The 19,569-nt window shown below is 66.0% G+C and carries 24 protein-coding genes, 1 tRNA gene and 1 pseudogene; 14 read left to right on the forward strand and 12 right to left on the reverse strand.

The annotated features are described in order from the left end of the window. Window positions 1-341 precede the first annotated feature (341 nt). A pseudogene (locus KBY65_RS09820) lies at window positions 342-1,804 on the forward strand (glycoside hydrolase 100 family protein). A 69-nt stretch (window positions 1,805-1,873) separates the two neighbouring features. Here the strand turns inward: KBY65_RS09820 and petD are convergent. Further along, window positions 1,874-2,356, reverse strand: a complete 483-nt coding sequence (gene petD, locus KBY65_RS09825) for a cytochrome b6-f complex subunit IV (protein ID WP_094561598.1) — start codon at window positions 2,354-2,356, stop codon at window positions 1,874-1,876. An 88-nt stretch (window positions 2,357-2,444) separates the two neighbouring features. Next, complete coding sequence (gene petB / locus KBY65_RS09830) at window positions 2,445-3,128, reverse strand: cytochrome b6 (RefSeq protein ID WP_094561597.1); 684 nt, start codon at window positions 3,126-3,128, stop codon at window positions 2,445-2,447. Window positions 3,129-3,223: 95 nt separating this feature from the next. Between petB and ctpZ the strand changes: the two genes are divergently transcribed. The 3 genes from ctpZ to minC are packed head-to-tail and all read left to right on the forward strand — an operon-like array spanning window position 3,224 to window position 6,483. Beyond that, window positions 3,224-4,456, forward strand: coding sequence for a carboxyl-terminal processing protease CtpZ (gene ctpZ, locus KBY65_RS09835; protein ID WP_254988828.1), 1,233 nt, complete (start codon window positions 3,224-3,226; stop codon window positions 4,454-4,456). Window positions 4,457-4,458: 2 nt separating this feature from the next. Continuing rightward, window positions 4,459-5,700 carry an HD domain-containing protein gene (locus tag KBY65_RS09840; RefSeq protein WP_255001478.1) on the forward strand — a complete coding sequence of 414 codons (1,242 nt, stop codon included), beginning with the start codon at window positions 4,459-4,461 and terminating at the stop codon, window positions 5,698-5,700. A gap of 36 nt (window positions 5,701-5,736) precedes the next feature. Continuing rightward, window positions 5,737-6,483 (forward strand): septum site-determining protein MinC, encoded by a 747-nt coding sequence (gene minC, locus KBY65_RS09845; protein ID WP_255001479.1) that lies wholly within the window; start codon window positions 5,737-5,739, stop codon window positions 6,481-6,483. On the opposite strand, the gene KBY65_RS09850 is transcribed toward minC, so the two are convergent. The 3 genes from KBY65_RS09850 to KBY65_RS09860 are packed head-to-tail and all read right to left on the reverse strand — an operon-like array spanning window position 6,473 to window position 8,683. Beyond that, window positions 6,473-7,078 carry a chromate transporter gene (locus KBY65_RS09850; protein WP_094561594.1) on the reverse strand — a complete coding sequence of 202 codons (606 nt, stop codon included), beginning with the start codon at window positions 7,076-7,078 and terminating at the stop codon, window positions 6,473-6,475. The genes minC and KBY65_RS09850 overlap by 11 nt on opposite strands. Further along, a complete protein-coding gene (locus KBY65_RS09855) occupies window positions 7,075-7,659 on the reverse strand; it encodes a chromate transporter (protein WP_233128776.1) in 585 nt (194 codons plus the stop codon). Before KBY65_RS09855 ends, KBY65_RS09850 begins: the two co-directional genes overlap by 4 nt. Next, window positions 7,652-8,683, reverse strand: a complete 1,032-nt coding sequence (locus tag KBY65_RS09860) for a phospholipase D-like domain-containing protein (protein ID WP_255001480.1) — start codon at window positions 8,681-8,683, stop codon at window positions 7,652-7,654. The genes KBY65_RS09855 and KBY65_RS09860 overlap by 8 nt, the downstream gene beginning before the upstream one ends. 116 nt (window positions 8,684-8,799) lie before the next feature. Here KBY65_RS09860 and minD point away from each other — a divergent pair, with 116 nt between their 5' ends. From minD to KBY65_RS09885, 5 genes are all read left to right on the forward strand, one after another. Continuing rightward, window positions 8,800-9,618: a septum site-determining protein MinD gene (minD, locus tag KBY65_RS09865; protein ID WP_094561592.1), complete on the forward strand. Its 819-nt coding sequence runs from the start codon at window positions 8,800-8,802 to the stop codon at window positions 9,616-9,618. A gap of 5 nt (window positions 9,619-9,623) precedes the next feature. Then, entirely contained in the window at window positions 9,624-9,932 is a 309-nt protein-coding gene (gene minE / locus KBY65_RS09870; protein WP_094561591.1) for a cell division topological specificity factor MinE, read from the forward strand. Between the two features lie 51 nt (window positions 9,933-9,983). Continuing rightward, window positions 9,984-10,196 (forward strand): response regulator transcription factor, encoded by a 213-nt coding sequence (locus tag KBY65_RS09875; protein WP_094561590.1) that lies wholly within the window; start codon window positions 9,984-9,986, stop codon window positions 10,194-10,196. Window positions 10,197-10,230: 34 nt separating this feature from the next. Beyond that, window positions 10,231-10,302: transfer RNA gene (locus KBY65_RS09880), tRNA-Thr, on the forward strand. 87 nt (window positions 10,303-10,389) lie between these two features. Next, the gene (locus tag KBY65_RS09885) at window positions 10,390-10,941 is read left to right on the forward strand and encodes a hypothetical protein (RefSeq protein WP_143592920.1); all 552 of its coding nucleotides are present in this window, start codon (window positions 10,390-10,392) and stop codon (window positions 10,939-10,941) included. Window positions 10,942-10,954: 13 nt separating this feature from the next. Here KBY65_RS09885 and KBY65_RS09890 read toward each other — a convergent pair whose 3' ends face one another. The 5 genes from KBY65_RS09890 to KBY65_RS09910 form a co-directional block, all read right to left on the reverse strand. Then, entirely contained in the window at window positions 10,955-11,119 is a 165-nt protein-coding gene (locus tag KBY65_RS09890) for a hypothetical protein (protein ID WP_198953903.1), read from the reverse strand. A gap of 9 nt (window positions 11,120-11,128) precedes the next feature. Further along, window positions 11,129-11,767, reverse strand: coding sequence for an L-threonylcarbamoyladenylate synthase (locus KBY65_RS09895; protein ID WP_315860071.1), 639 nt, complete (start codon window positions 11,765-11,767; stop codon window positions 11,129-11,131). Then, window positions 11,754-12,632 carry a peptide chain release factor N(5)-glutamine methyltransferase gene (gene prmC, locus KBY65_RS09900; RefSeq protein WP_255001481.1) on the reverse strand — a complete coding sequence of 293 codons (879 nt, stop codon included), beginning with the start codon at window positions 12,630-12,632 and terminating at the stop codon, window positions 11,754-11,756. The genes KBY65_RS09895 and prmC overlap by 14 nt, the downstream gene beginning before the upstream one ends. Before the next feature lie 9 nt (window positions 12,633-12,641). Beyond that, window positions 12,642-13,682 (reverse strand): DNA-processing protein DprA, encoded by a 1,041-nt coding sequence (locus tag KBY65_RS09905; RefSeq protein WP_233128774.1) that lies wholly within the window; start codon window positions 13,680-13,682, stop codon window positions 12,642-12,644. Between the two features lie 175 nt (window positions 13,683-13,857). Further along, window positions 13,858-14,298 carry an acyl-CoA thioesterase gene (locus tag KBY65_RS09910; protein ID WP_255001482.1) on the reverse strand — a complete coding sequence of 147 codons (441 nt, stop codon included), beginning with the start codon at window positions 14,296-14,298 and terminating at the stop codon, window positions 13,858-13,860. 110 nt (window positions 14,299-14,408) lie between these two features. On the opposite strand from KBY65_RS09910, the gene KBY65_RS09915 reads away from it, so the two are divergent. Continuing rightward, the gene (locus KBY65_RS09915; RefSeq protein ID WP_255001483.1) at window positions 14,409-15,257 is read left to right on the forward strand and encodes a universal stress protein; all 849 of its coding nucleotides are present in this window, start codon (window positions 14,409-14,411) and stop codon (window positions 15,255-15,257) included. Between the two features lie 22 nt (window positions 15,258-15,279). On the opposite strand, the gene psbM is transcribed toward KBY65_RS09915, so the two are convergent. Both psbM and KBY65_RS09925 read right to left on the reverse strand, forming a co-directional pair. Beyond that, window positions 15,280-15,387 (reverse strand): photosystem II reaction center protein PsbM, encoded by a 108-nt coding sequence (psbM, locus tag KBY65_RS09920; RefSeq protein WP_015109223.1) that lies wholly within the window; start codon window positions 15,385-15,387, stop codon window positions 15,280-15,282. A 48-nt stretch (window positions 15,388-15,435) separates the two neighbouring features. Then, the gene (locus tag KBY65_RS09925) at window positions 15,436-15,894 is read right to left on the reverse strand and encodes a 2Fe-2S iron-sulfur cluster-binding protein (RefSeq protein ID WP_094561599.1); all 459 of its coding nucleotides are present in this window, start codon (window positions 15,892-15,894) and stop codon (window positions 15,436-15,438) included. A gap of 116 nt (window positions 15,895-16,010) precedes the next feature. On the opposite strand from KBY65_RS09925, the gene psbB reads away from it, so the two are divergent. From psbB to KBY65_RS09945, 4 genes are all read left to right on the forward strand, one after another. Next, window positions 16,011-17,573, forward strand: a complete 1,563-nt coding sequence (psbB, locus tag KBY65_RS09930; protein WP_094561583.1) for a photosystem II chlorophyll-binding protein CP47 — start codon at window positions 16,011-16,013, stop codon at window positions 17,571-17,573. Between the two features lie 24 nt (window positions 17,574-17,597). Beyond that, on the forward strand, window positions 17,598-17,693 hold the full coding sequence (locus KBY65_RS09935) for a photosystem II reaction center protein T (RefSeq protein WP_010314684.1): 96 nt from the start codon (window positions 17,598-17,600) through the stop codon (window positions 17,691-17,693). A gap of 125 nt (window positions 17,694-17,818) precedes the next feature. Further along, the gene (nrdR, locus tag KBY65_RS09940) at window positions 17,819-18,316 is read left to right on the forward strand and encodes a transcriptional regulator NrdR (RefSeq protein ID WP_094561582.1); all 498 of its coding nucleotides are present in this window, start codon (window positions 17,819-17,821) and stop codon (window positions 18,314-18,316) included. 135 nt (window positions 18,317-18,451) lie between these two features. Beyond that, on the forward strand, window positions 18,452-19,552 hold the full coding sequence (locus tag KBY65_RS09945) for a 30S ribosomal protein S1 (RefSeq protein WP_094561581.1): 1,101 nt from the start codon (window positions 18,452-18,454) through the stop codon (window positions 19,550-19,552). Window positions 19,553-19,569 lie beyond the last annotated feature (17 nt).

The following is a 19,569-nucleotide window of genomic DNA, read 5'->3' on the forward strand; positions in this document are numbered from 1 at the left end:
CTCTCAGGCGGTGCAGGCTCCCAGCTTCAGCATGACGCAGTGAAAGCGTCAGTTCCTAAACTTTTCGGTTGTCCAGGTGCTTCCGCTTCCTCCCCCTCTCGGGAGCTCTAGGCGGAACGTCGCCTCCTGGCGACTCAGAAAACTTACAACACCGTCGGCTCTCGCCTCCTTCTGCCATAAGCCTGCTCGCTTTCGGGTTTCCCCTTGCGCGCAATTCAACAACATAACACCTCAGCTGCCCAGACCGCAAGAAATGGTGTCGCAGGCGACAGCGGAATTAGCCAAAGCCCCTGCAGCACAGTGCTGCTGACCAAATCGGTTGGCGCTTCTATGGTGCGGCCATGGGAAGGCATTTCAGCCAGGAGCAGCTGCGGGTTCGCCCCAGCTCCAAGGAAGAAGCAGTTGTGGCCAGCGCCCGAGAGCACTTCGAACGCACCTTGGTGCGGGTTCGCGGCGAACTGGTCGGCTCCGTCGCCGCACTGGAGCACCCCAACAAAAGTGCCGCCGCCAACTACGGCGAGGTGTTCCTGCGGGACAACGTGCCGGTGATGCTCTACCTGCTGGTGCAGGGGCGCTTCGAGATCGTGCGCAACTTCCTGACGGTGTGCCTCGATCTGCAGAGCAGCACCTACCAGACCCGGGGGGTGTTCCCCACCAGCTTCGTGGAACAAAACGGCGTGCTGATCGCCGACTACGGACAGCGCTCGATCGGCCGGATCAGCTCGGTGGACGCCAGCCTCTGGTGGCCGGTGCTGTGCTGGCTCTACATGCAGCACAGCCGCGACGTGGAATTCGGCGCCAGCCAGAAGGTGCAACGGGGCGTGCAACTGCTGCTGGATCTGGTGTTGCACCCCACCTTTGAGGGCACCCCGGTGCTGTTCGTGCCCGACTGCGCCTTCATGATTGATCGCCCCATGGACCGTGTGGGGCGCACCGCTGGAAGTGGAGGTGCTGTTGTTTGGCTGCCTGCGCAGCTGCTGCCAGTTGATGGAACTGGCCCAGACGGGCTCCATGAGCCGGCTGCTCGACCAACGGCTCGTGCTCACCCGCCAGTGGCTGCACGACTTGCGCTCCTTCCTGCTCAAGCATTACTGGGTGACCAGCAAAACCATGCAGGTGCTGCGGCGCCGACCCACCGAGCAATACGGAGACCAGCAACACGAAAACGAATTCAACGTGCAGCCCCAGGTGGTGCCGCCCTGGTTGCAGGACTGGCTGGAAAACCGCGGCGGCTACTTGATCGGCAACATGCGCACCGGGCGACCCGACTTCCGCTTCTACAGCCTTGGCAATTCCCTGGGTTGCCTATTCGGCTTGCTGACAACCCCCCCAACAACGGGCCCTGTTCCGCCTGGTGCTGCACAACCGCCAACACCTCATGGCGCAGATGCCGATGCGGATCTGCCATCCGCCCAGGGAGGTGGAGGAGTGGGCCGAAAAAACCGGATCGGATCCCAAAAACTGGCCCTGGAGCTACCACAACGGCGGTCACTGGCCCAGCTTGCTCTGGTATCTCGGCGGGGCGATCTTGCTGCACGAGCAGCGGCACCCGGCCGCCGACGTGCTGCTGATGGGCCAGATGAAGGCCATGCTCGAGGAGTGCTACTGGAGCCAACTCAACCAATTGCCCCGCCAGCAATGGGCCGAATACTTCGATGGGCCCACCGGCACCTGGGTGGGCCAGCAGGCCCGCACCTACCAGACCTGGACGATCGTGGGGTTCTTGCTGCTGCACCACATCCTGCGGGTCAAGCCCGAGGACGCGGCCCTGCTGGATCTCAATGCCAGTGGCGGCCTGATCTGAAACCAGCGGCGATCACCATCAAAAAAGCCGCAACCAGGGCCGCGGCTCAAATAAACCTTTTAGGACGGATCAGAACAGACCCAGGGTGAGCGACTTGTCGATAGGCAGGGCTGCGCCGATACCGAGGTAGATGGCGAACACGGTGCCGAACAGGAACACGCCCATGGCCACAGGACGGCGGAAGGGGTTCTGGAACTTGTTGAAGCTCTCGATGAAGGGCACCAACATCAGACCCAGGGGGATCATGGTCTGCAGGGCGATGCCGAGCAGCTTGTTGGGCACGACCCGCAGGATCTGGAACACCGGGTAGAGGTACCACTCGGGCAGGATCTCCAACGGAGTGGCGAAGGGATCGGCCTTGTCACCCAGCATGGCGGGGTCGAGCACGGCCAAACCGACCATGCAGCCGATGGTCCCGAGGATCACCACCGGGAACATGTAGAGCAGGTCGTTGGGCCAGGCGGGCTCACCGTAGTAGTTATGACCCATGCCCTTGGCGAGCTTGGCGCGCAGGCTGGGATCGGTGAGGTCGGGCTTCTTGAGGATGTGCATGGCGGGGTGCCGGGAGCAGGGATCTCTGAGGACAGTGAACGCAGACTAGAGGGGATGAACCGGCGGAGGAGACCGCCGAATCAATGGGTCACAAGGGACCGGAAATGCCCTGCTTCCGGATCATCAGGAAGTGCATGAGCATGAACACGGCCAGCAGCCAGGGCATCACGAAGGTGTGGAGGCTGTAAAAGCGGGTGAGGGTCGATTGGCCAACGCTTTCACCACCGCGCAGCAGTTCCACCATGAAGTCGCCCACCACGGGCACGGCCGCTGGAACGCCAGACACAATCTTGACGGCCCAGTAGCCGAGCTGATCCCAGGGGAGGGAGTAGCCGGTGACGCCGAATGACACGGTGATGACGGCCATGGTGACGCCGGTGACCCAGGTGAGCTCGCGGGGGCGCTTGAAACCACCGGTGAGGTAGACGCGGAACACGTGCAGGATCAGCATCAGCACCATCATCGAGGCGCTCCAGCGATGCACCGAACGGATCAGCCAGCCGAAGCTGACGTCGGTCATCAGGTACTGGACCGAGGCGTAGGCCTCAGCCACCGTGGGCTTGTAATAGAAGGTCATCGCAAACCCAGTGGCGAACTGGATCAGGAAACAGACCAGCGTGATGCCGCCCAAGCAGTAAAAAATGTTGACGTGGGGCGGCACGTACTTGGCCGAGATGTCGTCGGCAATCGACTGGATCTCAAGGCGCTCCTCGAACCAGTTGTAAACCGGGTTCGCGGCCTGACCGGAGTTTCCAGCAGGTGTGTTCGCCATGCAGCTGGGTGGTTTGGTTGCGAGAGTCTACCGATCGCGCCGAGCCGCCCGTGAGTGCCCCGCACCCCAGCACCAGGCCTTCTCCACCCTTTGCAATGACCTTGAAGCCAGGCTGGTCATGGCTGTGGCGCCCGCTGCTGGGGGGGCTGCTGGTGCTGGCCCTGCTGACGGCCCCCGTCGGCGGGCTGCTGGCCCTGAGCGACACCCAGCAGCTGGTGGTGGATGCCTGGCGCCTGGTGAACCAGAGCTACGTCGATCCCACGCGTTTCGACCAGGTGCACTGGAAGCGGCTGCGCCAAAAAGCCCTGGAGCAGCCAATCCAAAGCTCCGGCGACGCCTACGACGCCATTGAGGCGATGCTCACCCCCCTGGGCGATCCCTACACCCGGCTGCTGCGGCCCGACGACTACGCCACCCTGCGCTCCAACACCCAGGGCACGGTGACTGGCGTGGGGCTGCAGCTGGGGTTGCGCAGCGGTGACCAACAGATCGTGGTGATCGCCCCGCTGGACGGCTCGCCCGCCGCCGAAGCCCAGATCCCCAGCGGCGCCGAAGTGCTGCGGGTGAATGGCCAGGCCACCGCAGAGCTGGGACTGGAGCAAACGGCCGCCGCCCTGCGGGGGCCGTCTGGCTCCCGGGTGCTGGTGGAGCTGGATGTGGCCGGACAGGTGCGGGAGGCGGAACTGGAGCGCCGCCAGGTGGAATTGCGCCCCGTGCGCAGCAAGCGGCTGCGGGTGGGTGACCACACCCTTGGCTACCTGCGCATCACCCAGTTTTCCGAGCCGGTGCCGCAAGACGTGCAGGAAGCCCTGGCCGACCTCAACGGCAAAGACATCGAGGCGCTGATCCTGGATCTGCGCAACAACTCCGGCGGGTTGGTGAGTGCGGGCCTTGCCGTTGCCAACGATCTGCTCGATGGCACACCCATCGTTGAGACCCAGGATCGCGATGGGCTCAGCTCACCCCAGCAGGCCAGACCAGGCCGGCTCTACGACGGGCCCATGCTCACCTTGGTGAACGGCGGCACGGCGAGCGCCAGCGAAATCCTGGCGGGCGCCCTGCAGGACAACGGCCGCAGTGAGCTGGTGGGGTCGCGCACCTTCGGCAAGGGGCTGATCCAGACCCTGATCCCCCTGGGCGACACCAGCGGGCTGGCCGTGACCGTGGCCCGCTACCTCACCCCCAGCGGCCGGGACATCCAGAACCAGGGGATCGAACCCGATCTGGCCCTGCCCCAACCTGAGCCCCTCGATCCTGGCGGCGACGACGACGCCTGGCTGGAGCAGGCCGGCCGCTTGCTGGCCAGTCGCCTGGAGGGCAACCTCTGACCATGGGGGAACGCACCTATCACGATCCCCTGCACGGGGCGATCCGCCTGGATGGGGCCGATCCGGCCGAAGCCCTGGCCATCGACCTGGTCGATACGGCCCCCTTCCAGCGCCTGCGCCGGGTGCGCCAGCTGGGGCCAGCCTTCCTGACCTTCCATGGCGCCGAATCCAGTCGCTTCACCCATTCGCTGGGGGTGTTGCACCTGGCCCGGCTGGCCCTGCAGCAGCTGGAGCGTCGCCATCCCGAACTGGCCGCCCAGCGGGGAGTGCTTTATGCCGCGGCCCTGCTCCACGACGTGGGCCATGGCCCCCTAAGCCACTCCGGCGAAGAAATGTATGGGCTGCATCACGAAGCCTGGTCGGGCCGCTTGATCCGGGAGCATCCGGCCCTGCGGGACCGCCTGGAGGCCCATGCACCAGGCACGGCCAGCGCCGTGGCCGATCTGCTCGAGCACGGCCGTTATGCCAACCCGGCCATCCAGGCCTTGGTGAGCAGCCAACTCGACTGCGACCGCCTCGACTACCTTCTGCGCGACAGCTACAGCACCGGCACCACCTATGGCCGGCTGGATCTGGAGCGGATCCTGGCCGCCTTCACCCTGGCCCCCGATGGCCAGCTGGCCCTCAGCCCCAAGGGGTTGATGGCCGTGGAGCACTACCTGGTGGTGCGCAATCTGATGTACCGCAGCGTTTACAACCACCGCCTCAATGTGGTGTGCAACTGGCTGCTGAACCAGGCCATCGCCACCGCCCGTCGGCTCGGGCCCGAGCGGGTGTGGGCCGATCGGGTGATGAACCGCTGGCTCTGGCACCCGAGCGAGCTCGATCTGCCGACCTTCCTGGCCAACGACGACATCCGCACCGGCTACCACCTGATGCGCTGGATGGAGGAGGGGCCGGCCGAGCTGCAGAATCCCTGCCGTCGACTGCTGGAGCGACGCCTGCTCAAGGCCACCGATGTGAGCCACTGTGAGCCGGCCCAGCGGCTGGAGCTGCTGGCGGCGGCGCGGCAGCTGAGCGAAGCGGAGGGCCTGAGTGCCGAAACCAGCTGCGGCCTGCAGCAGCGCCAAACCCGCGGCTATCACCCCTACAAAGGGGGGCTGCGGATCTGGGACGGCGAGCGCCTTCAGGCCCTGGAGCAACGCTCCACCCTGGTGCAAAGCCTCACCGTGCCGGTGGAGCTGGCCTGGCTGATCCATCCGGCGGAGGTGGCCCCTAAGTTGCGCCAATTGCTGGGCCGCTGAGCGGAGGTGCTGATGGACGCGGGATCACCTGGCGGAATGGAACCAGCTGGTGGCGCCGTGTTCACGGCAGACCGATCGGGCCAGGGGGCCCACCGGCTGGTGCTGCCAGCGCCCCAGGTGGATGCCGCCCTGGCCACCACGGCGCTAGGTGGAGCCGCCAACCTGGTGCGCAGCGCCGTTGAGAGCGCAGCCCTGCTCGCCGATGGCCCCGTGCAAGGGGCGGTGATGCTCGATGCCCGATCCTGGCGCCTCGGCCTCAGCCAGCTCAGCGAAATCCAGGCCACCCTGGCCAGCCGGCAGCTGCAGCTGGTGGCCCTGACCAGCGGCCATCCCCACACCCATGTGGCCGCCGCCGGCCTGGGCCTTGAGAGCCACTGGCCCCATCCCCCCGGCAATGGGAACGGCGCTGCCCGTGAAGCCCCTGCCAGCGCCAGCGAGGCGGGGCTGCTGGTGCACCAGGGCACGCTGCGCTCCGGCGACCACCTACAAGCGGATGGAACGGTGCTGCTGCTGGGGGACGTGAACCCCGGAGCACGGATCTCCGCCGGCGGCCACGTGCTGGTGTGGGGCCGCCTGCGGGGCATCGCCCATGCCGGCTGCACAGGCAACAGCGAGGCCCGCATCGTGGCCCTGCAACTGCGCCCCCTGCAGCTGCGCATCGCCGCAGCGGTGGCCCGCGGGCCGGAGGGTTTGCCCCCGGCAGGGTTGGCCGAAGAGGCCCGGATTGTGGATGGAGCCATTCAGATCGACCCCGCCCAACCGACCTGGCCCCTCAGCGGTTGATTACCCCCAGACCGCCCAGCACACCGGCCACCGCCATAAACAAGATCGGTGAGAGGCGGGTGCGCAGCATCAGCACGCACACCACCAGCGACACCACCACGCCGGGAACATTCGTGTCGGCCGTGCGCAGAATCTTGAGCCCCACGGCAAACAGGATCCCCAGGGTGATCGGCCCCATCCCCCGCTCAAATGCCACCCGCCAGGGGGAATGCTCCAGTCGCTTCCAGCTCAGGCAGGCCGCCACCATCAGCAGGGTGGAGGGCAGAAGGATGGCGGCTTCGGCGCCGTAGGCAGTGAGCAGGGCCCACAGCGGCCCCTCCCGCCAGCTGGCCCCGAGGCCCAGCAAGCCCACCAACATCGAACTCGGCCCGGGCGCCGCTTCGGCCAGGGCGTAGAGATCGGCGAACTGGGCATTGCTCAGCCAGCAGTACTGAGCCACGGCCAGGTGGTGGTATTCCGCCAGCAGGGTGTTGCCACCGCCAAGGGAAAACAGCGACAGCGACAAAAACTGCCAAAGCACCTGCAGCAGGGTGCCCAGGTCGGTGAGAGGGGCGGGTTCGCAGACGGCCGCCGCCGCAGCAAGCTCCAGGCTCATGGCGACGACGGGCGGCGCGGCCAATACCAGGCCATCGCCAATGGGCCGGCGACCAACACCACCGGAATCAGGCGAACGTGCAAGGCCGTGAGCGCCAGGAACACGCCGGCGGCCAGCAGCTGCGCAACCCGATCGTTCCAATACTGATCAAGAATCTTGAAGCCCATCGAGAGGGCCATGCCGGCCGCCGCGGCCACCACCCCCGCCAGCACCCGATCAACCGAAGGGATGTCGTGGAACTGGAAGTAGGCCAGGCCCACCGCCATCAACAGGGTGAAGGGCAGCAGCAACATCCCGGCCAGGGCAACCAGGGCACCGGTCAGGCCGTGGAAGTCGGCGCCGATGTACACAGCCATGTTGATTTGGTTGGGCCCAGGAAACAGCCGCGCCACAGTGAGACCCGTGAGGAATTGCTCGTTGGTCATCCAACGGCGCTGCTCCACCACAATCCGCTGGCTCCAAGCCGACAGCCCGCCGCCAAAGGCCGAGAGGGCCACCTGGAGCATGCCCCAGAACAACTGGACCAGGCTGGGGCGAGGGGCCAGTGGGCTGGGCGGGGCTGTTACTGCGGGCTCAGTCATGCACGAAATGGGGATCGGGCGGCAGTTCGCCCGCCTCATGGAGGCTGGGATCGAGCGGATCGGGGGCGTGATATTTCATTGCCGCCTCCCAATCGGCCTGGAATGTGGCGCGCAGCCGGGCCACCACCTCGGGGGCATCGGATTCGATGCCCAGCTCCCGGCGCAGGTCAAAGGCACTGCGATCGATGTTCATGGAGCCGGTCTGGGCGTAGGCCCCATCCACCAGCAGCAGCTTGGCGTGCAGTTTCAAGTGCTTCTGGCGCCGCACCTTCACGCCGAAGCGCTCCATCACCCGCAACGACGAAAACGTGTCGTAGATGTCCCAGTCGGAGATGCCGTGCTTACCGCCGCAGAGCAGGCGCACCTTCACGCCCCGCTCCCGGGCGGAAATGAACCGCTCGAGGATCACGGCATCCACAAATTTGGGGTGCTGGATCCAGAGCGTGGCGCGGGCCATGTCGATGATCCGAGCCATCTGTCCCCGGCTGTGCACGCTGCTCCACACCAGCCCCACGCTGAGGTCGGGGTGGAAAAAGGTGCGATTCCAGTCGGCTTCGAAACCGCCAATCACCTCTTCCACCACCGGGGTGGCATAGCTGACGATGCCGTAGTCGCGGGTTTGGGTGAAATATTTGTCGCTGAGGTTGAAGGTGGAGATCAACGCACAGCTGCGGTCCACCGCCAGCGACTTCTCATGGGTGACCGGGAAGGCCTCGCTGGTCCAGGCCACCGCGATGCCCCAGGCGCCAAGCCGTGCATGGGCCTCATCGTTCCAGCGGTCGCCGCCGGAGGTGTGGGGATTGAGCATCACCCGCACCTGCACCCCGCGCTGGTGGGCGCGCAGCAGTGCCTGCTCAATGGCCTCCGACTGGAGCTTGAACTGCTTGAGCCGCAGCGACTCCTGGGCCCCGTCGATCAGGGCCACCACGGCCTCAACGCCGTCGTCGGGCATCACCAGCAGCTGCTGGTGATGGTGTTGATAGTCCTGCGGTAGAGCCGGCTGCGGGTCCGTGAGCTCAGTCATCCCGACCGGGTGCCAGATCCATCCGTTGTAAACCCTGGTGGAGGGGCGGCAATGCCAGCTAGAACACCTGCAACCCTGGATTTTGGCCTTAACCTGCCGGCAATCCAGCCTTCGCCGTGGCCGCTGCGTCAACCCGCTACATCCTGATCTGCTCCGGCAAAGGGGGCGTGGGCAAAACCACCCTCACCGCCAATCTCGGCATCGCCCTGGCCAAGCAGGGAGCACGCACCGCCGTGCTCGATGCCGACTTCGGCCTGCGCAACCTCGACTTACTGCTGGGGCTGGAAAACCGCATTGTGTACACCGCCCAGGAGGTGCTCTCGGAGAGCTGCCGACTGGAACAGGCCCTGGTGAAGCACAAGCAGGAACCCAATCTGGCGCTGCTGCCGGCGGGCAACCCCCGCATGCTCGATTGGCTCCAGCCCGACGACATGCAGAAGATTGCCGCCATGCTCGGCGAGCACTTCGACTACGTGCTGATCGATGCCCCCGCCGGCATTGAGGGCGGCTTCAAGAACGCCATGGCGGCAGCACGGGAGGCCATCGTGGTCACCACGCCGGAAGTATCGGCGGTGCGTGATGCCGACCGGGTGATTGGCCTGCTCAACAGCGAAGGGGTCAAGCCCATTCAGCTGGTGCTCAACCGGGTGCGGCCAAAGATGATGGCCAACCAGGAGATGCTCGCGGTGAGCGATGTCACCGACATCCTGGCCCTGCCCCTGCTGGGGCTGGTGCTGGAAGACGAGCAGGTGATCGTGAGCACCAACCGCGGCGAGCCCCTGACCCTCAATGGCAACGGCTCGCCGGCGGCGCGTGCCTACACCAATGTGGCCCGCCGCCTCCAGGGTGAAGACGTGCCCCTGATCGATCCGAGCAAGGAGCGCCAGGGCCTCCGGGCCAAGATCGGCCGCCTGATGCAAACCAAGATCTTCTGAAGCCGATGACCCTGCGCGATGTGATCAACAAACTGCTGGGCCGGCAACCCGCCAGCGCCAACACCGCTAAGGAGCGGCTGCAGCTGGTGCTGGCCCACGACCGCAGCGACCTCAACCCCGAGTTGTTGCAACAAATGCGGCGGGAGATCCTCGAGGTGGTGAGCCGCTACGTCGAAATTGACTTTGAGGAAGGGGATGTCACCCTCGAAACAGAAGACCGGGTGACGGCGCTGGTGGCCAACCTGCCGATCCGGCGCGCCAAGCTGCCCTCTCCCACGGCTGACGCCGCTCTGGAGGCCAAAGTCGGCCCCTAAGGCCAAGCTGCCCAGTGTGGGAATCCTGGGGCAGATGCCCTTGGAATCCCGATGTCGTTGCCGATTCAGATGGCCAATGCGGAACTCACTCCCGCAGAACGGCGCGTGCTCCAGGAACTGGAACGGGGCCACAGCAACAAGGCCATTGCTGCAGCCCTGATCGTGAGCCCGCGCACGGTGGAAAGCCACATGTCGAGCCTGCTGGCCAAAACCGGCTGTCAAAGCCGCACCCAGCTGCTGCTCTGGGCCTTGGCCGAACGATAAAGTCGTCATTGGAGAGCGGATTTCTGCCTCCTAGGCCGGCTTAGCTCAGTGGTAGAGCAGCGCTTTTGTAAAGCGAAGGCCATCGGTTCAAATCCGTTAGCCGGCTCTTGGTAGACCACCCGTCCTGGAGGGTCGGCATGGTGGGAAGCCGCCGAATGGGCGAATCTGGATGGGCCGATTGGTTGTGCCTCTCTTGCCCATCCCCCTTTGGAGCCTTCTGGGCCTGGTCGCCCTGATCCTGCAGCTGGAATCCACCAGGGCCGTTCACGCCCAGGGGGCTACGCCAGTGGCAACTCCGGCCGTTAGCCCAAGCGATGCCAACGGCAAACCAGCCGCCGCCGGAGGGGGGCAAACCAGCGCCAAGGAGCAGGTTCTGCTCGACAAAATCCGACAACTCAAAGCCCCGCGCTGGAAAAGCTTCGGCAGCTGCCGCTACGACTGGAGTGCCTGGAGGGTGGCGGAGGGCGGCGTCCGCACCACCACCAGCATCTGTGGCGCGCCGGAGGTGACCAGCAAGGTAGCGGTGCACTGCGAGACCCTGCGGGTGAGTCATCAAGGCGCCCAGGGCGCCTGGGGGGAATGGCGGCTGCCGCTGTCGCAGGAGGAGTCGAAAAGCCAGGGCGGCGAAGACCTGATGGTGGCCCATCTCTGTGCCAACGCCAAACCGATCCCGGCCACGCCTGCAGCGCCAGCAGCCAGCCCGGCCAAGGGCAGCGCCAGCGCACCCCGCACCAAAACCCCTTAACCCGAAGGCTCGCTTAAGGCCCAACCGGGCGCCCGGCCAACAACCACAGCCCCAGAGCCAACAGCGCCCACGGCAGGAACGACAACTCCATTAGCACCGGCAGCAGGTGCAGCAGCGGCTGCATGAACCAGTGGAACGCCGCCACCGCCAGGAGCACCATCAGAGCAAGGGCGGCCATCAACTTGCGCTAGATCCCTGGTGGCAGTAGAGCACCGGCGCGCAGCACCTGCCACTGCCCCGTTTCCCCCCAGGCCAGCACCGTGCTGGCCTGGCCGCCAGCCATCGGCCATGGCAACGGCGCCAGACGGGGAACCTGAGGAAATTGCTGGGCAGCCTGCTCGGCAGTCGTGGCGGCCGGGCAACCGGAGAGATTGGCGCTGGTGGTGGCCAGGGGGCCCGAGAGCTGCAGCAGAGCCAGGGCTTCGGGGCTGGCCGGCAGGCGCAGGCCCAGGCTGGCGCCGCCAGGGTTCAAGGCTGCCGCCACTGGCCCGGTGGCCGGCAACACCAGGGTGACCGCACCAGGCCAGGCCCAGGCCGCCATCTCCAGCCAGGCGGGCTGCAGCGGCAACCCGAGCGCAGCCAGCAACAGCTCGGAGCTGGCTGCCATCAGGATCAAGGGCTTATCGGGCGGGCGCTGCTTGAGGGTCCACAGCTGGTGGGCCTGGTTGGGGCACGCCGCCAGAGCCGGCAGGGTGTCGGTGGGAAACAACATCGCTGAGCCGCGCTGCAACTGATCGGCCAGAGCCGGGGCGGAGAGGGTTGGGGCTGGCAACGCCCTCGGTGCGGAATCAGACCCCATCGCCGGTGTGTCGTCAGGTGAGTCCATGGCGCGCTGAAGCAAAGCGTTGCTGGCCCTCCAGATCAACATGGGCCTGAACCTGCTCGAGCCCCGCTGCGGCCAGCAGAGCCATCACCGCCTCACTCTGGTCGTGATGGTGCTCCAACACCAGCAACCCGCCGGGCGCCAGGGCGGCGGCCGCCTCCTTTGCGATCGCGCGCAGGGCATCAAGCCCATCGGGGCCACCATCGAGGGCGAGGGCCGGCTCGTGATCCCGCACCACCGGATCCAAGCCAGCCCACACCGCCGTGGGGATGTAGGGAGGATTGCTCACCACCAGCTCCAACCCGCCCCACCAGGGGCGCAGGGGCTGCCACCAACTGCCCTGCAGGAGCTGCACCCGCTCGATCACCCCGCCCCGCTCCAGATTGTGGGCCGCCTGCTGCAACGCCACGGCACTGCAATCAACGGCCATGCCGTGGCTGTGCGGCCAGGTCAGCGCCAATGCGAGGGCCAAGCAACCCGAACCGGTGCCGAGGTCGGCCCAACGGCCGGGGCAGGCCTGGCCCAGCAGCGCAAGGGCCAGCTCCACCAATAGCTCGGTTTCCTGCCGCGGAATCAGCACACCAGGAGCGACAGCAAGCTCCAGATCCCGCCACGGACAAAGGCCCACCAGATATTGCAGGGGCTCAGCGGTGTCGAGATGGCGTTGCCAGAGGGCCTCGAGCCGCGACAGCCCACAGGTCAGCCGCACCGGTTGCTGGGGAGAGAGCCTCAGCTGTTGCTGCTGCTGCCAGGAGAGACCACCGGCCAGGTCCACTAGCCAATCGAAGGCTGCGGGGGTACCCCCTAGGGCCAGTTGCCGCCGCCGCCAGGCCAACCACTGCTCACCATCGAGCTGCACCTGTTGCATGGATCGATTCTAGATCGGGCGCCAACACAGCCCCGGCTCAGCCCGCACCTGCCCCCGTAGCTCGAGGGCCAGCAGGCGGGCAGCCAGCACGGCCGCAGGCTGATCAAGCGCAAGGCAGAGCTGCTCCAGGGAGGCGCCGCGCCCTAGGGCCGAGACCAGAGCCGGATCCACCGTGCCCAGAGCCTGCGCCTGCGACGGAGGGAGTGCATCGGCCGGGGCCAAAGGGCCCGGCCCGAGCTGGCGGATCAGATCGGCGGGCTCCAGCAGCACCGTGGCGTCTTGAGCGAGCAGCCGATTGCTGCCCGCTGCTGAGGCTTTGCCGGCATCGGCTGGCACCACCCACAGCGGCAACTCCTGGCGCATCGCCAGGGTGGCCGAATGCAGGGCGCCGCTGCGCAGCGGGCACTCCACCACCACCACGGCCTGGGCGAGCCCCACCTGAAGACGATTGCGCGCCGCGAAATGGCCGGCCTGCACCGCCGTGCCCGCGGGCAACTCACTCACCAACAATCCTTCAGCGGCCACCTCGGCCTGGAGAGCCTCGTGATGGCGCGGATACACCCGCTCCAACGGGGTGCCCAGCACCGCCACGGGCCGGCCCCCGTGGGCCAGGCATCCCCGATGCACCGCCCCATCAATCCCCTCCGCCAGGCCACTCACCACCGGCCAGCCGGCCTGGGCCAGGGCCGCACCGATCGCCTCCGCCATGGCTTCGCCATGGCGGGACGGCCGGCGGGTGCCCACCACGGCGATGGCCTGCCGGCGATGCAACAGCGGCCACAGCCAGCCGCGCCCGCTCCAATGCAGCCGCAGGGGCGGGCGTTCCAAGTCGAGCAACGCTGGCGGGAAAGCGGGATCGGCGGGCAGCACCACCCGCCTGCCGCCGTGGAGCTGGTGGGCCAAGCGGGGCAAGGGATCAGGCCCCCAGTGGGTGCGGTAGCGCTCCAACTGACGGCAGCTGGCGGGGCCCAAGCCCGCCAGGGCCGCAAAGGCCTCCGTCGGCGAGGCCCAGGCCGCCGCCCAGCCGCAGAAGCTGTCGCGGATGGCCATCAATCGGCTCAAGCCGATACCCGGACACCCCGACCACAACAACCACCAGAGACGCTGCTCCCGATTCCAGCCTTGGCGATCGGCCGCCCTCAACAGCCCCAGACCCAGCCCCAGACCCAGCCCCCGAGCCCGACCCCGCCCCGCCATACCCGCTTTCAGTACAGATGTACTGATCCTAGAGCGGGCCGCGCACCAGGGCTGCCACCGCGGCCTCCAAATCTGCCGGCAGCCGGCGCAGCAACCGGCGCTGGTCCGAGCCGGCCACCCCGGCCACCAGCACCAGGTCCACCTGCGCCTCGGCGGCCACACCCCCATCCGCCGCCACAAACCGGCTGCGCCAGGGCAACTTCAAACCACGACGCGGCAGCACCTCACTCCAGATCTGCACCACATCGCCGTGGAGCAGGGCCTGCTTGTAATCGATGCTCAACCGCACCACCGGCAACTCCAGCCCCTGGGCCGAGAGATCGCTGTAGGCCAGCCCCGCAGCCGCCAGGGCCTCCACCCGAGCCTCCTCAAGCCAGCCCAAATAGGCGCCATGCCACATCACGCCCGCGTGATCAGTGTGCTGGGGCAGCACCCGCCGCTCCAGCAACCATCCGGCCAAGGCCTTCATGGCTGGAACCCCCGCAACCCGGCCCGACCATCACGGTCTGCACAGCAGACGACAGGGCTCCAGGGATCGGCCATAGGCTTGCGGAGAGCCTGCTTCATTGAGTCGTCCCCGTGTTTCGCAACGTTTTAATCGCCGATTCCGGCAAGGGCCATGTGGAGGTGATGGTGCGCATGCTGCGCGACATCCCCGCCGTTCGCCAGGCCCGGATCAACCTGTTGCACGTGGTGCCTGAGCAGGCGGGCGAGAGCTTCACCGAACACTCCCAACAGGCCGCCGCCATCGCTGCGGACGCCGTGCAGCGCATGGGTCTCAACCCCAGCGAGGTGAACACGATCATTCGCCAGGGCGACACCAAGCAGACCGTTCTGAAGGTGGCCGATGAACTCGACAGCGATCTGATCGTGATGGGCTCCCGCGGCATGAGCCGGCTGCAAGCGATTCTCAGCAACAGCGCCAGCCAATACGTCTTTCAATTGTCGACCCGGCCGATGCTGTTGGTGCGCGACGACCTCTACGTGCGCCACATCAACCGGCTGATGGTGACCATCGATGGCACCGGCGTGGGGGATGACGCCCTCAAGCTGGCCTGTGAACTGGTGCGTGAGATCCCGGGTGGCAGCCTCACCGGGGTGCATGTCACCCGCCAAGACATCACCCCCTCACGGGGGGGCAAATCCCCCGCCGATGAGGTGCTCGAAAAGGCAACCCAACGGGCCCGGGGCTACGGCGTGGAACTGAAGGCGCTGCATCGCAGCGGCGATGTGGGACGCACCGTGTGTGCTGCGGCCGAAGAACTCAAGGCCGACCTGCTGGTCATCGCCTCCCAGGACCGACGACCTGTGGTGGCCCGGGGGCTGGTCGACATCGACCGCCTGTTGGGCAGCTCGGTGAGTGACTACATCCGGGTGCACGCCCCGGCACCGGTGCTGCTGGTGCGCGAACCGGAAGGGCGCCGCTAAAGAGCCCTTCCGCCCTCCGGGCTCAGCCCCCCTGACGGCTGTTGGTCTGGATGTACAGGATGATCAAAAAGACCGCGGGAACCAGAACGAACAGCAGGCTGGCAACAAAGCCGAGATCGTTGGTTTCCATGGCTGAAAGGGAAGTTCTGGGAGGGTATCACCGCCAAATGGGCGGGTTTCAGGAGGCTTCATCGCTCGTTGCGGTTGGCCCCTGCTCCTCTGGCTCCCCATCGTCGTCTTCCAGCTCCGGTGGAGTGGGCCAGGCCGTGGGGCCGGGGGGCAGAGGCCGGGCCAGAGCTGCCTCCAGCAGAGCGTCCTGATCCGCCAACCCCACCTGGGGACGCGTCAGCACCAGCAATGAGTCCTGCACCAGGGCCTGGCAGGCCAGCCGCCAGTTCTGGGGACGCCGCTTCAGCTTCAGGTCTTCCACAGGGGTGCGGCCGCTCAGCACCTGGCTGCCCGTTCCCTCTGGAATGGCCACAAAGCAGGTGATGCACTGGCCGCACCCCCCACAGTTGCCCAGGGTTCCCTTGAGCCCATAGAGCTGAATTCCCTCGCGCAGCGCCACCTCCCGCAAGTTTTCACCGGGGTAGCACTCCACGTCACGCCCCTCGCGCACAAACCGGATGACGGGCATGGGAAACGAGCTGCTGCGATCTCCATTGTGGGTCAGGCCGTTGCGGTCCGTTACCTCGGCCGCGCGGTGGCCTGGGCTCCCCTTACGATCGCCCAACCCACCCAGAACTACCCCCCATGGGATTGCCCTGGTATCGGGTGCACACGGTCGTGATCAACGACCCGGGCCGACTGCTCGCCGTGCACCTCATGCACACCGCCCTGGTTGCCGGCTGGGCCGGCTCCATGGCGCTCTATGAGCTCGCCATCTTTGACCCCTCCGACCCGGTGCTCAACCCGATGTGGCGCCAGGGCATGTTTGTCATGCCCTTCATGGCCCGTCTCGGCGTAACCGGCAGCTGGGGTGGCTGGAGCATCACCGGAGAAACCGGAGTCGATCCCGGCTTCTGGAGTTTCGAAGGTGTGGCTGCTGCCCACATCATTTTCAGCGGCCTGCTCTTCCTGGCCGCCATCTGGCACTGGACCTACTGGGATCTCGAGATCTGGCAAGACCCCCGCACCGGGGAGCCGGCCCTCGATCTTCCCAAGATCTTTGGCATCCACCTGCTGCTTGCCGGCCTCGCCTGCTTTGGCTTCGGCGCCTTCCACCTCACCGGTGTGTTTGGCCCAGGCATGTGGGTCAGCGACCCCTATGGAATCACCGGACATTTAGAACCGGTGCAACCCTCGTGGGGTCCTGAAGGCTTCAACCCCTTCAACCCTGGCGGCATCGTGGCCCACCACATCGCCGCCGGCATTGTGGGCATCATCGCTGGCATCTTCCACATCACCACCCGTCCGCCAGAGCGCCTCTACAAGGCCCTGCGCATGGGCAACATCGAAACCGTGCTGGCGTCGGCCATCGCCGCGGTGTTCTTTGCTGCCTTCATCGTGGCCGGCACGATGTGGTACGGCGCTGCCGCCACCCCGATCGAGCTGTTCGGCCCCACCCGTTATCAGTGGGACCAGGGCTATTTCAAGGCGGAAATCAACCGCCGCGTGCAAACGGCCCTGGACAACGGCGCTACCAAGGAGCAGGCCTACGCGTCGATTCCTGAGAAACTCGCCTTCTTCGACTACGTGGGCAACAGCCCTGCCAAGGGCGGTCTGTTCCGCGTCGGCCCGATGGTGAATGGTGATGGCCTGCCCACCAGCTGGATCGGCCACATTTCTTTCACCGACAAGGACGGCCGCGACCTTGAAGTGCGCCGTCTGCCCAACTTCTTTGAGAACTTCCCTGTGGTTCTTCAGGACCAGGAAGGCATCGTGCGAGCCGACATCCCCTTCCGTCGGGCTGAAGCCAAGTACTCCTTCGAGCAAACGGGCGTCACCGCCACCGTTTATGGCGGTGCTCTGAACGGTCAGACCTTCACCGATCCCGCCGACGTCAAGCGGCTGGCCCGCAAGGCCCAGCTGGGTGAAGCCTTCGAGTTCGATCGCGAGACCTACCACTCGGACGGCACCTTCCGCAGCTCACCCCGCGGCTGGTTCACCTTCGGCCACGCCACCTTCGCGTTGCTGTTCTTCTTCGGCCACATCTGGCACGGCGCCCGCACCCTCTACCGAGATGTGTTCGCCGGCATTGATCCGGATCTTGGTGAGCAGGTGGAATTCGGTCTGTTCCAGAAACTGGGCGACAAGTCCACCCGTCGTCTGCCAGAGGGCTACGTGCCCCCTGCCGGCACGACGACCCTCAGCTGACCGCCAGAACCCTCGAGGACATCCATGGAAAGCTTCGCTTACATCCTGATCCTGGCTCTGGCCATTTCCACGCTTTTCTTTGCCATCGCCTTTCGCGATCCCCCGAAGATCGGCAAATAATTGGCCATCTCTGAGCCAAGCCCCTGCCCCGGCAGGGGCTTTTTTGTTGCCGCAAACAGAAAAGCAGGCCTTTCCAAATGAAAAAACGCTGTCTAAACTTGAGAAACACGCCCGGACGTTCGGGGATGCAATGCCCCTCTTGCCAACACACCGACAGCCGGGTGCTCGAGTCTCGGGCAGCCGACAGCGGGCGCAGTGTGCGACGACGGCGTGAATGCCTCAATTGCGAATTTCGTTTCACCACCTATGAACGGGTGGAAACGGTGCCCATCACCGTGGTGAAGCGCAACTCCAGCCGGGAAACCTTCAACCGGGCCAAATTGCTGCACGGTGTGCTGCGGGCCTGCGAAAAAACCGGCCTTGAGCCCGCACGACTGGAAGGGGTGGTCGACGAAATCGAGTTGCAGCTGCAACAGCGCAGCGGGCGCGAGGTGACCAGTGGCGAAATCGGCGAGCTGGTGCTGCAACATCTCAGCGAGATGAGCGAAGTGGCCTACGTCCGCTTTGCGTCGGTGTATCGGCAATTCCAGGGGATCAGCGACTTTGTCGCCACCCTTGAAGGCCTGCACAAACGCAGCGGTAGCCACCTGCGCGGCCAGCCGAGCCTGGCGGCCATCGGCTGAGCACGTCGCCAAGCCAGCCTGATCACGTCACCAACCGGGGCCGCTCACGTTGGTACAGTAACGGATCGGACTGTGTCTGCTGGCGGGCAGATCGTCCAATCCTTCGCACTGCCCTCGGCAGGCCGCCAACCTTCCATGACCGTGACCCCTTCCGACGCCACCACTGAAGCGCTCAGCACGCCATCGCTCAGCAGCGACGCTGTCAGTGCCGAGGCCGACCTCGATCTCGCCGCTGAGACGGCCGACGATCTCGACCTGGCCATTCCGGAAGAGGTTCCCACCGCCGACGACCCCAGCAGCCGCGCCGCATCCCGCAACGACGTCGATGGCGTGGGCTTCACGCTCGATGAATTTGCGTCGCTGCTGAGCAAGTACGACTACAACTTCAAGCCCGGCGACGTCGTTAACGGCACCGTGTTTGCCCTCGAGTCGAAGGGCGCCATGATCGACATCGGCGCCAAGACAGCCGCCTTCATGCCCCTGCAGGAGGTGTCGATCAACCGGGTCGAGGGCCTGAGCGACGTGCTCCAGCCCGGGGAGATCCGGGAGTTCTTCATCATGAGTGAGGAGAACGAGGACGGCCAGCTCTCGCTCTCCATTCGCCGCATTGAGTACCAGCGGGCCTGGGAGCGGGTGCGTCAGCTGCAGAAGGAAGACGCCACCATTTACAGCGAAGTGTTTGCCACCAACCGCGGTGGTGCGCTGGTGCGGGTGGAAGGTCTGCGCGGCTTCATCCCCGGCAGCCACATCAGCACCCGCAAGGCGAAGGAAGAGCTGGTGGCCGACTTCCTGCCCCTCAAGTTTCTGGAGGTGGACGAGGAGCGCAACCGCCTGGTGCTCAGCCATCGCCGCGCCCTGGTGGAGCGCAAGATGAACCGCCTCGAGGTGGGCGAAGTGGTGCTGGGCACCGTGCGCGGCATCAAGCCCTACGGCGCCTTCATCGACATCGGTGGCGTCAGCGGCCTGCTGCACATCTCCGAGATCAGCCACGAGCACATCGAGACGCCGCACACGGTGCTCAACGTGAACGATCAGATGAAGGTGATGATCATCGACCTCGACGCCGAGCGGGGCCGCATCTCCCTGTCCACCAAGGCCCTCGAGCCAGAGCCCGGCGACATGCTCACCGATCCCCAGAAGGTGTTTGAGAAGGCCGAGGAGATGGCCGCCCGCTACAAGCAGATGCTGCTGGAGCAAGCCGAAGACAACGAGCCGATGGGCGTCACCCTCGACTGAGGGCTCGACCCCCCTCG

Source organism: Cyanobium sp. Alchichica 3B3-8F6, from assembly GCF_024346435.1.
Classification (GTDB): domain Bacteria; phylum Cyanobacteriota; class Cyanobacteriia; order PCC-6307; family Cyanobiaceae; genus Cyanobium_A.

Coding starts and splice junctions, on each gene's coding strand:
- petD (WP_094561598.1), bottom strand. CDS start 2,356: ATGCACATCCTCAAGAAGCCCGACCTCACCGATCCCAGCCTGCGCGCC.
- petB (WP_094561597.1), bottom strand. CDS start 3,128: ATGGCGAACACACCTGCTGGAAACTCCGGTCAGGCCGCGAACCCGGTT.
- ctpZ (WP_254988828.1), top strand. CDS start 3,224: ATGACCTTGAAGCCAGGCTGGTCATGGCTGTGGCGCCCGCTGCTGGGG.
- KBY65_RS09840 (WP_255001478.1), top strand. CDS start 4,459: ATGGGGGAACGCACCTATCACGATCCCCTGCACGGGGCGATCCGCCTG.
- minC (WP_255001479.1), top strand. CDS start 5,737: ATGGAACCAGCTGGTGGCGCCGTGTTCACGGCAGACCGATCGGGCCAG.
- KBY65_RS09850 (WP_094561594.1), bottom strand. CDS start 7,078: ATGAGCCTGGAGCTTGCTGCGGCGGCGGCCGTCTGCGAACCCGCCCCT.
- KBY65_RS09855 (WP_233128776.1), bottom strand. CDS start 7,659: ATGACTGAGCCCGCAGTAACAGCCCCGCCCAGCCCACTGGCCCCTCGC.
- KBY65_RS09860 (WP_255001480.1), bottom strand. CDS start 8,683: ATGACTGAGCTCACGGACCCGCAGCCGGCTCTACCGCAGGACTATCAA.
- minE (WP_094561591.1), top strand. CDS start 9,624: ATGACCCTGCGCGATGTGATCAACAAACTGCTGGGCCGGCAACCCGCC.
- KBY65_RS09875 (WP_094561590.1), top strand. CDS start 9,984: ATGTCGTTGCCGATTCAGATGGCCAATGCGGAACTCACTCCCGCAGAA.
- KBY65_RS09890 (WP_198953903.1), bottom strand. CDS start 11,119: ATGGCCGCCCTTGCTCTGATGGTGCTCCTGGCGGTGGCGGCGTTCCAC.
- KBY65_RS09895 (WP_315860071.1), bottom strand. CDS start 11,767: ATGGACTCACCTGACGACACACCGGCGATGGGGTCTGATTCCGCACCG.
- prmC (WP_255001481.1), bottom strand. CDS start 12,632: ATGCAACAGGTGCAGCTCGATGGTGAGCAGTGGTTGGCCTGGCGGCGG.
- KBY65_RS09905 (WP_233128774.1), bottom strand. CDS start 13,682: ATGGCCATCCGCGACAGCTTCTGCGGCTGGGCGGCGGCCTGGGCCTCG.
- KBY65_RS09910 (WP_255001482.1), bottom strand. CDS start 14,298: ATGAAGGCCTTGGCCGGATGGTTGCTGGAGCGGCGGGTGCTGCCCCAG.
- psbM (WP_015109223.1), bottom strand. CDS start 15,387: ATGGAAACCAACGATCTCGGCTTTGTTGCCAGCCTGCTGTTCGTTCTG.
- KBY65_RS09925 (WP_094561599.1), bottom strand. CDS start 15,894: ATGCCCGTCATCCGGTTTGTGCGCGAGGGGCGTGACGTGGAGTGCTAC.
- psbB (WP_094561583.1), top strand. CDS start 16,011: ATGGGATTGCCCTGGTATCGGGTGCACACGGTCGTGATCAACGACCCG.
- KBY65_RS09935 (WP_010314684.1), top strand. CDS start 17,598: ATGGAAAGCTTCGCTTACATCCTGATCCTGGCTCTGGCCATTTCCACG.
- nrdR (WP_094561582.1), top strand. CDS start 17,819: ATGCAATGCCCCTCTTGCCAACACACCGACAGCCGGGTGCTCGAGTCT.
- KBY65_RS09945 (WP_094561581.1), top strand. CDS start 18,452: ATGACCGTGACCCCTTCCGACGCCACCACTGAAGCGCTCAGCACGCCA.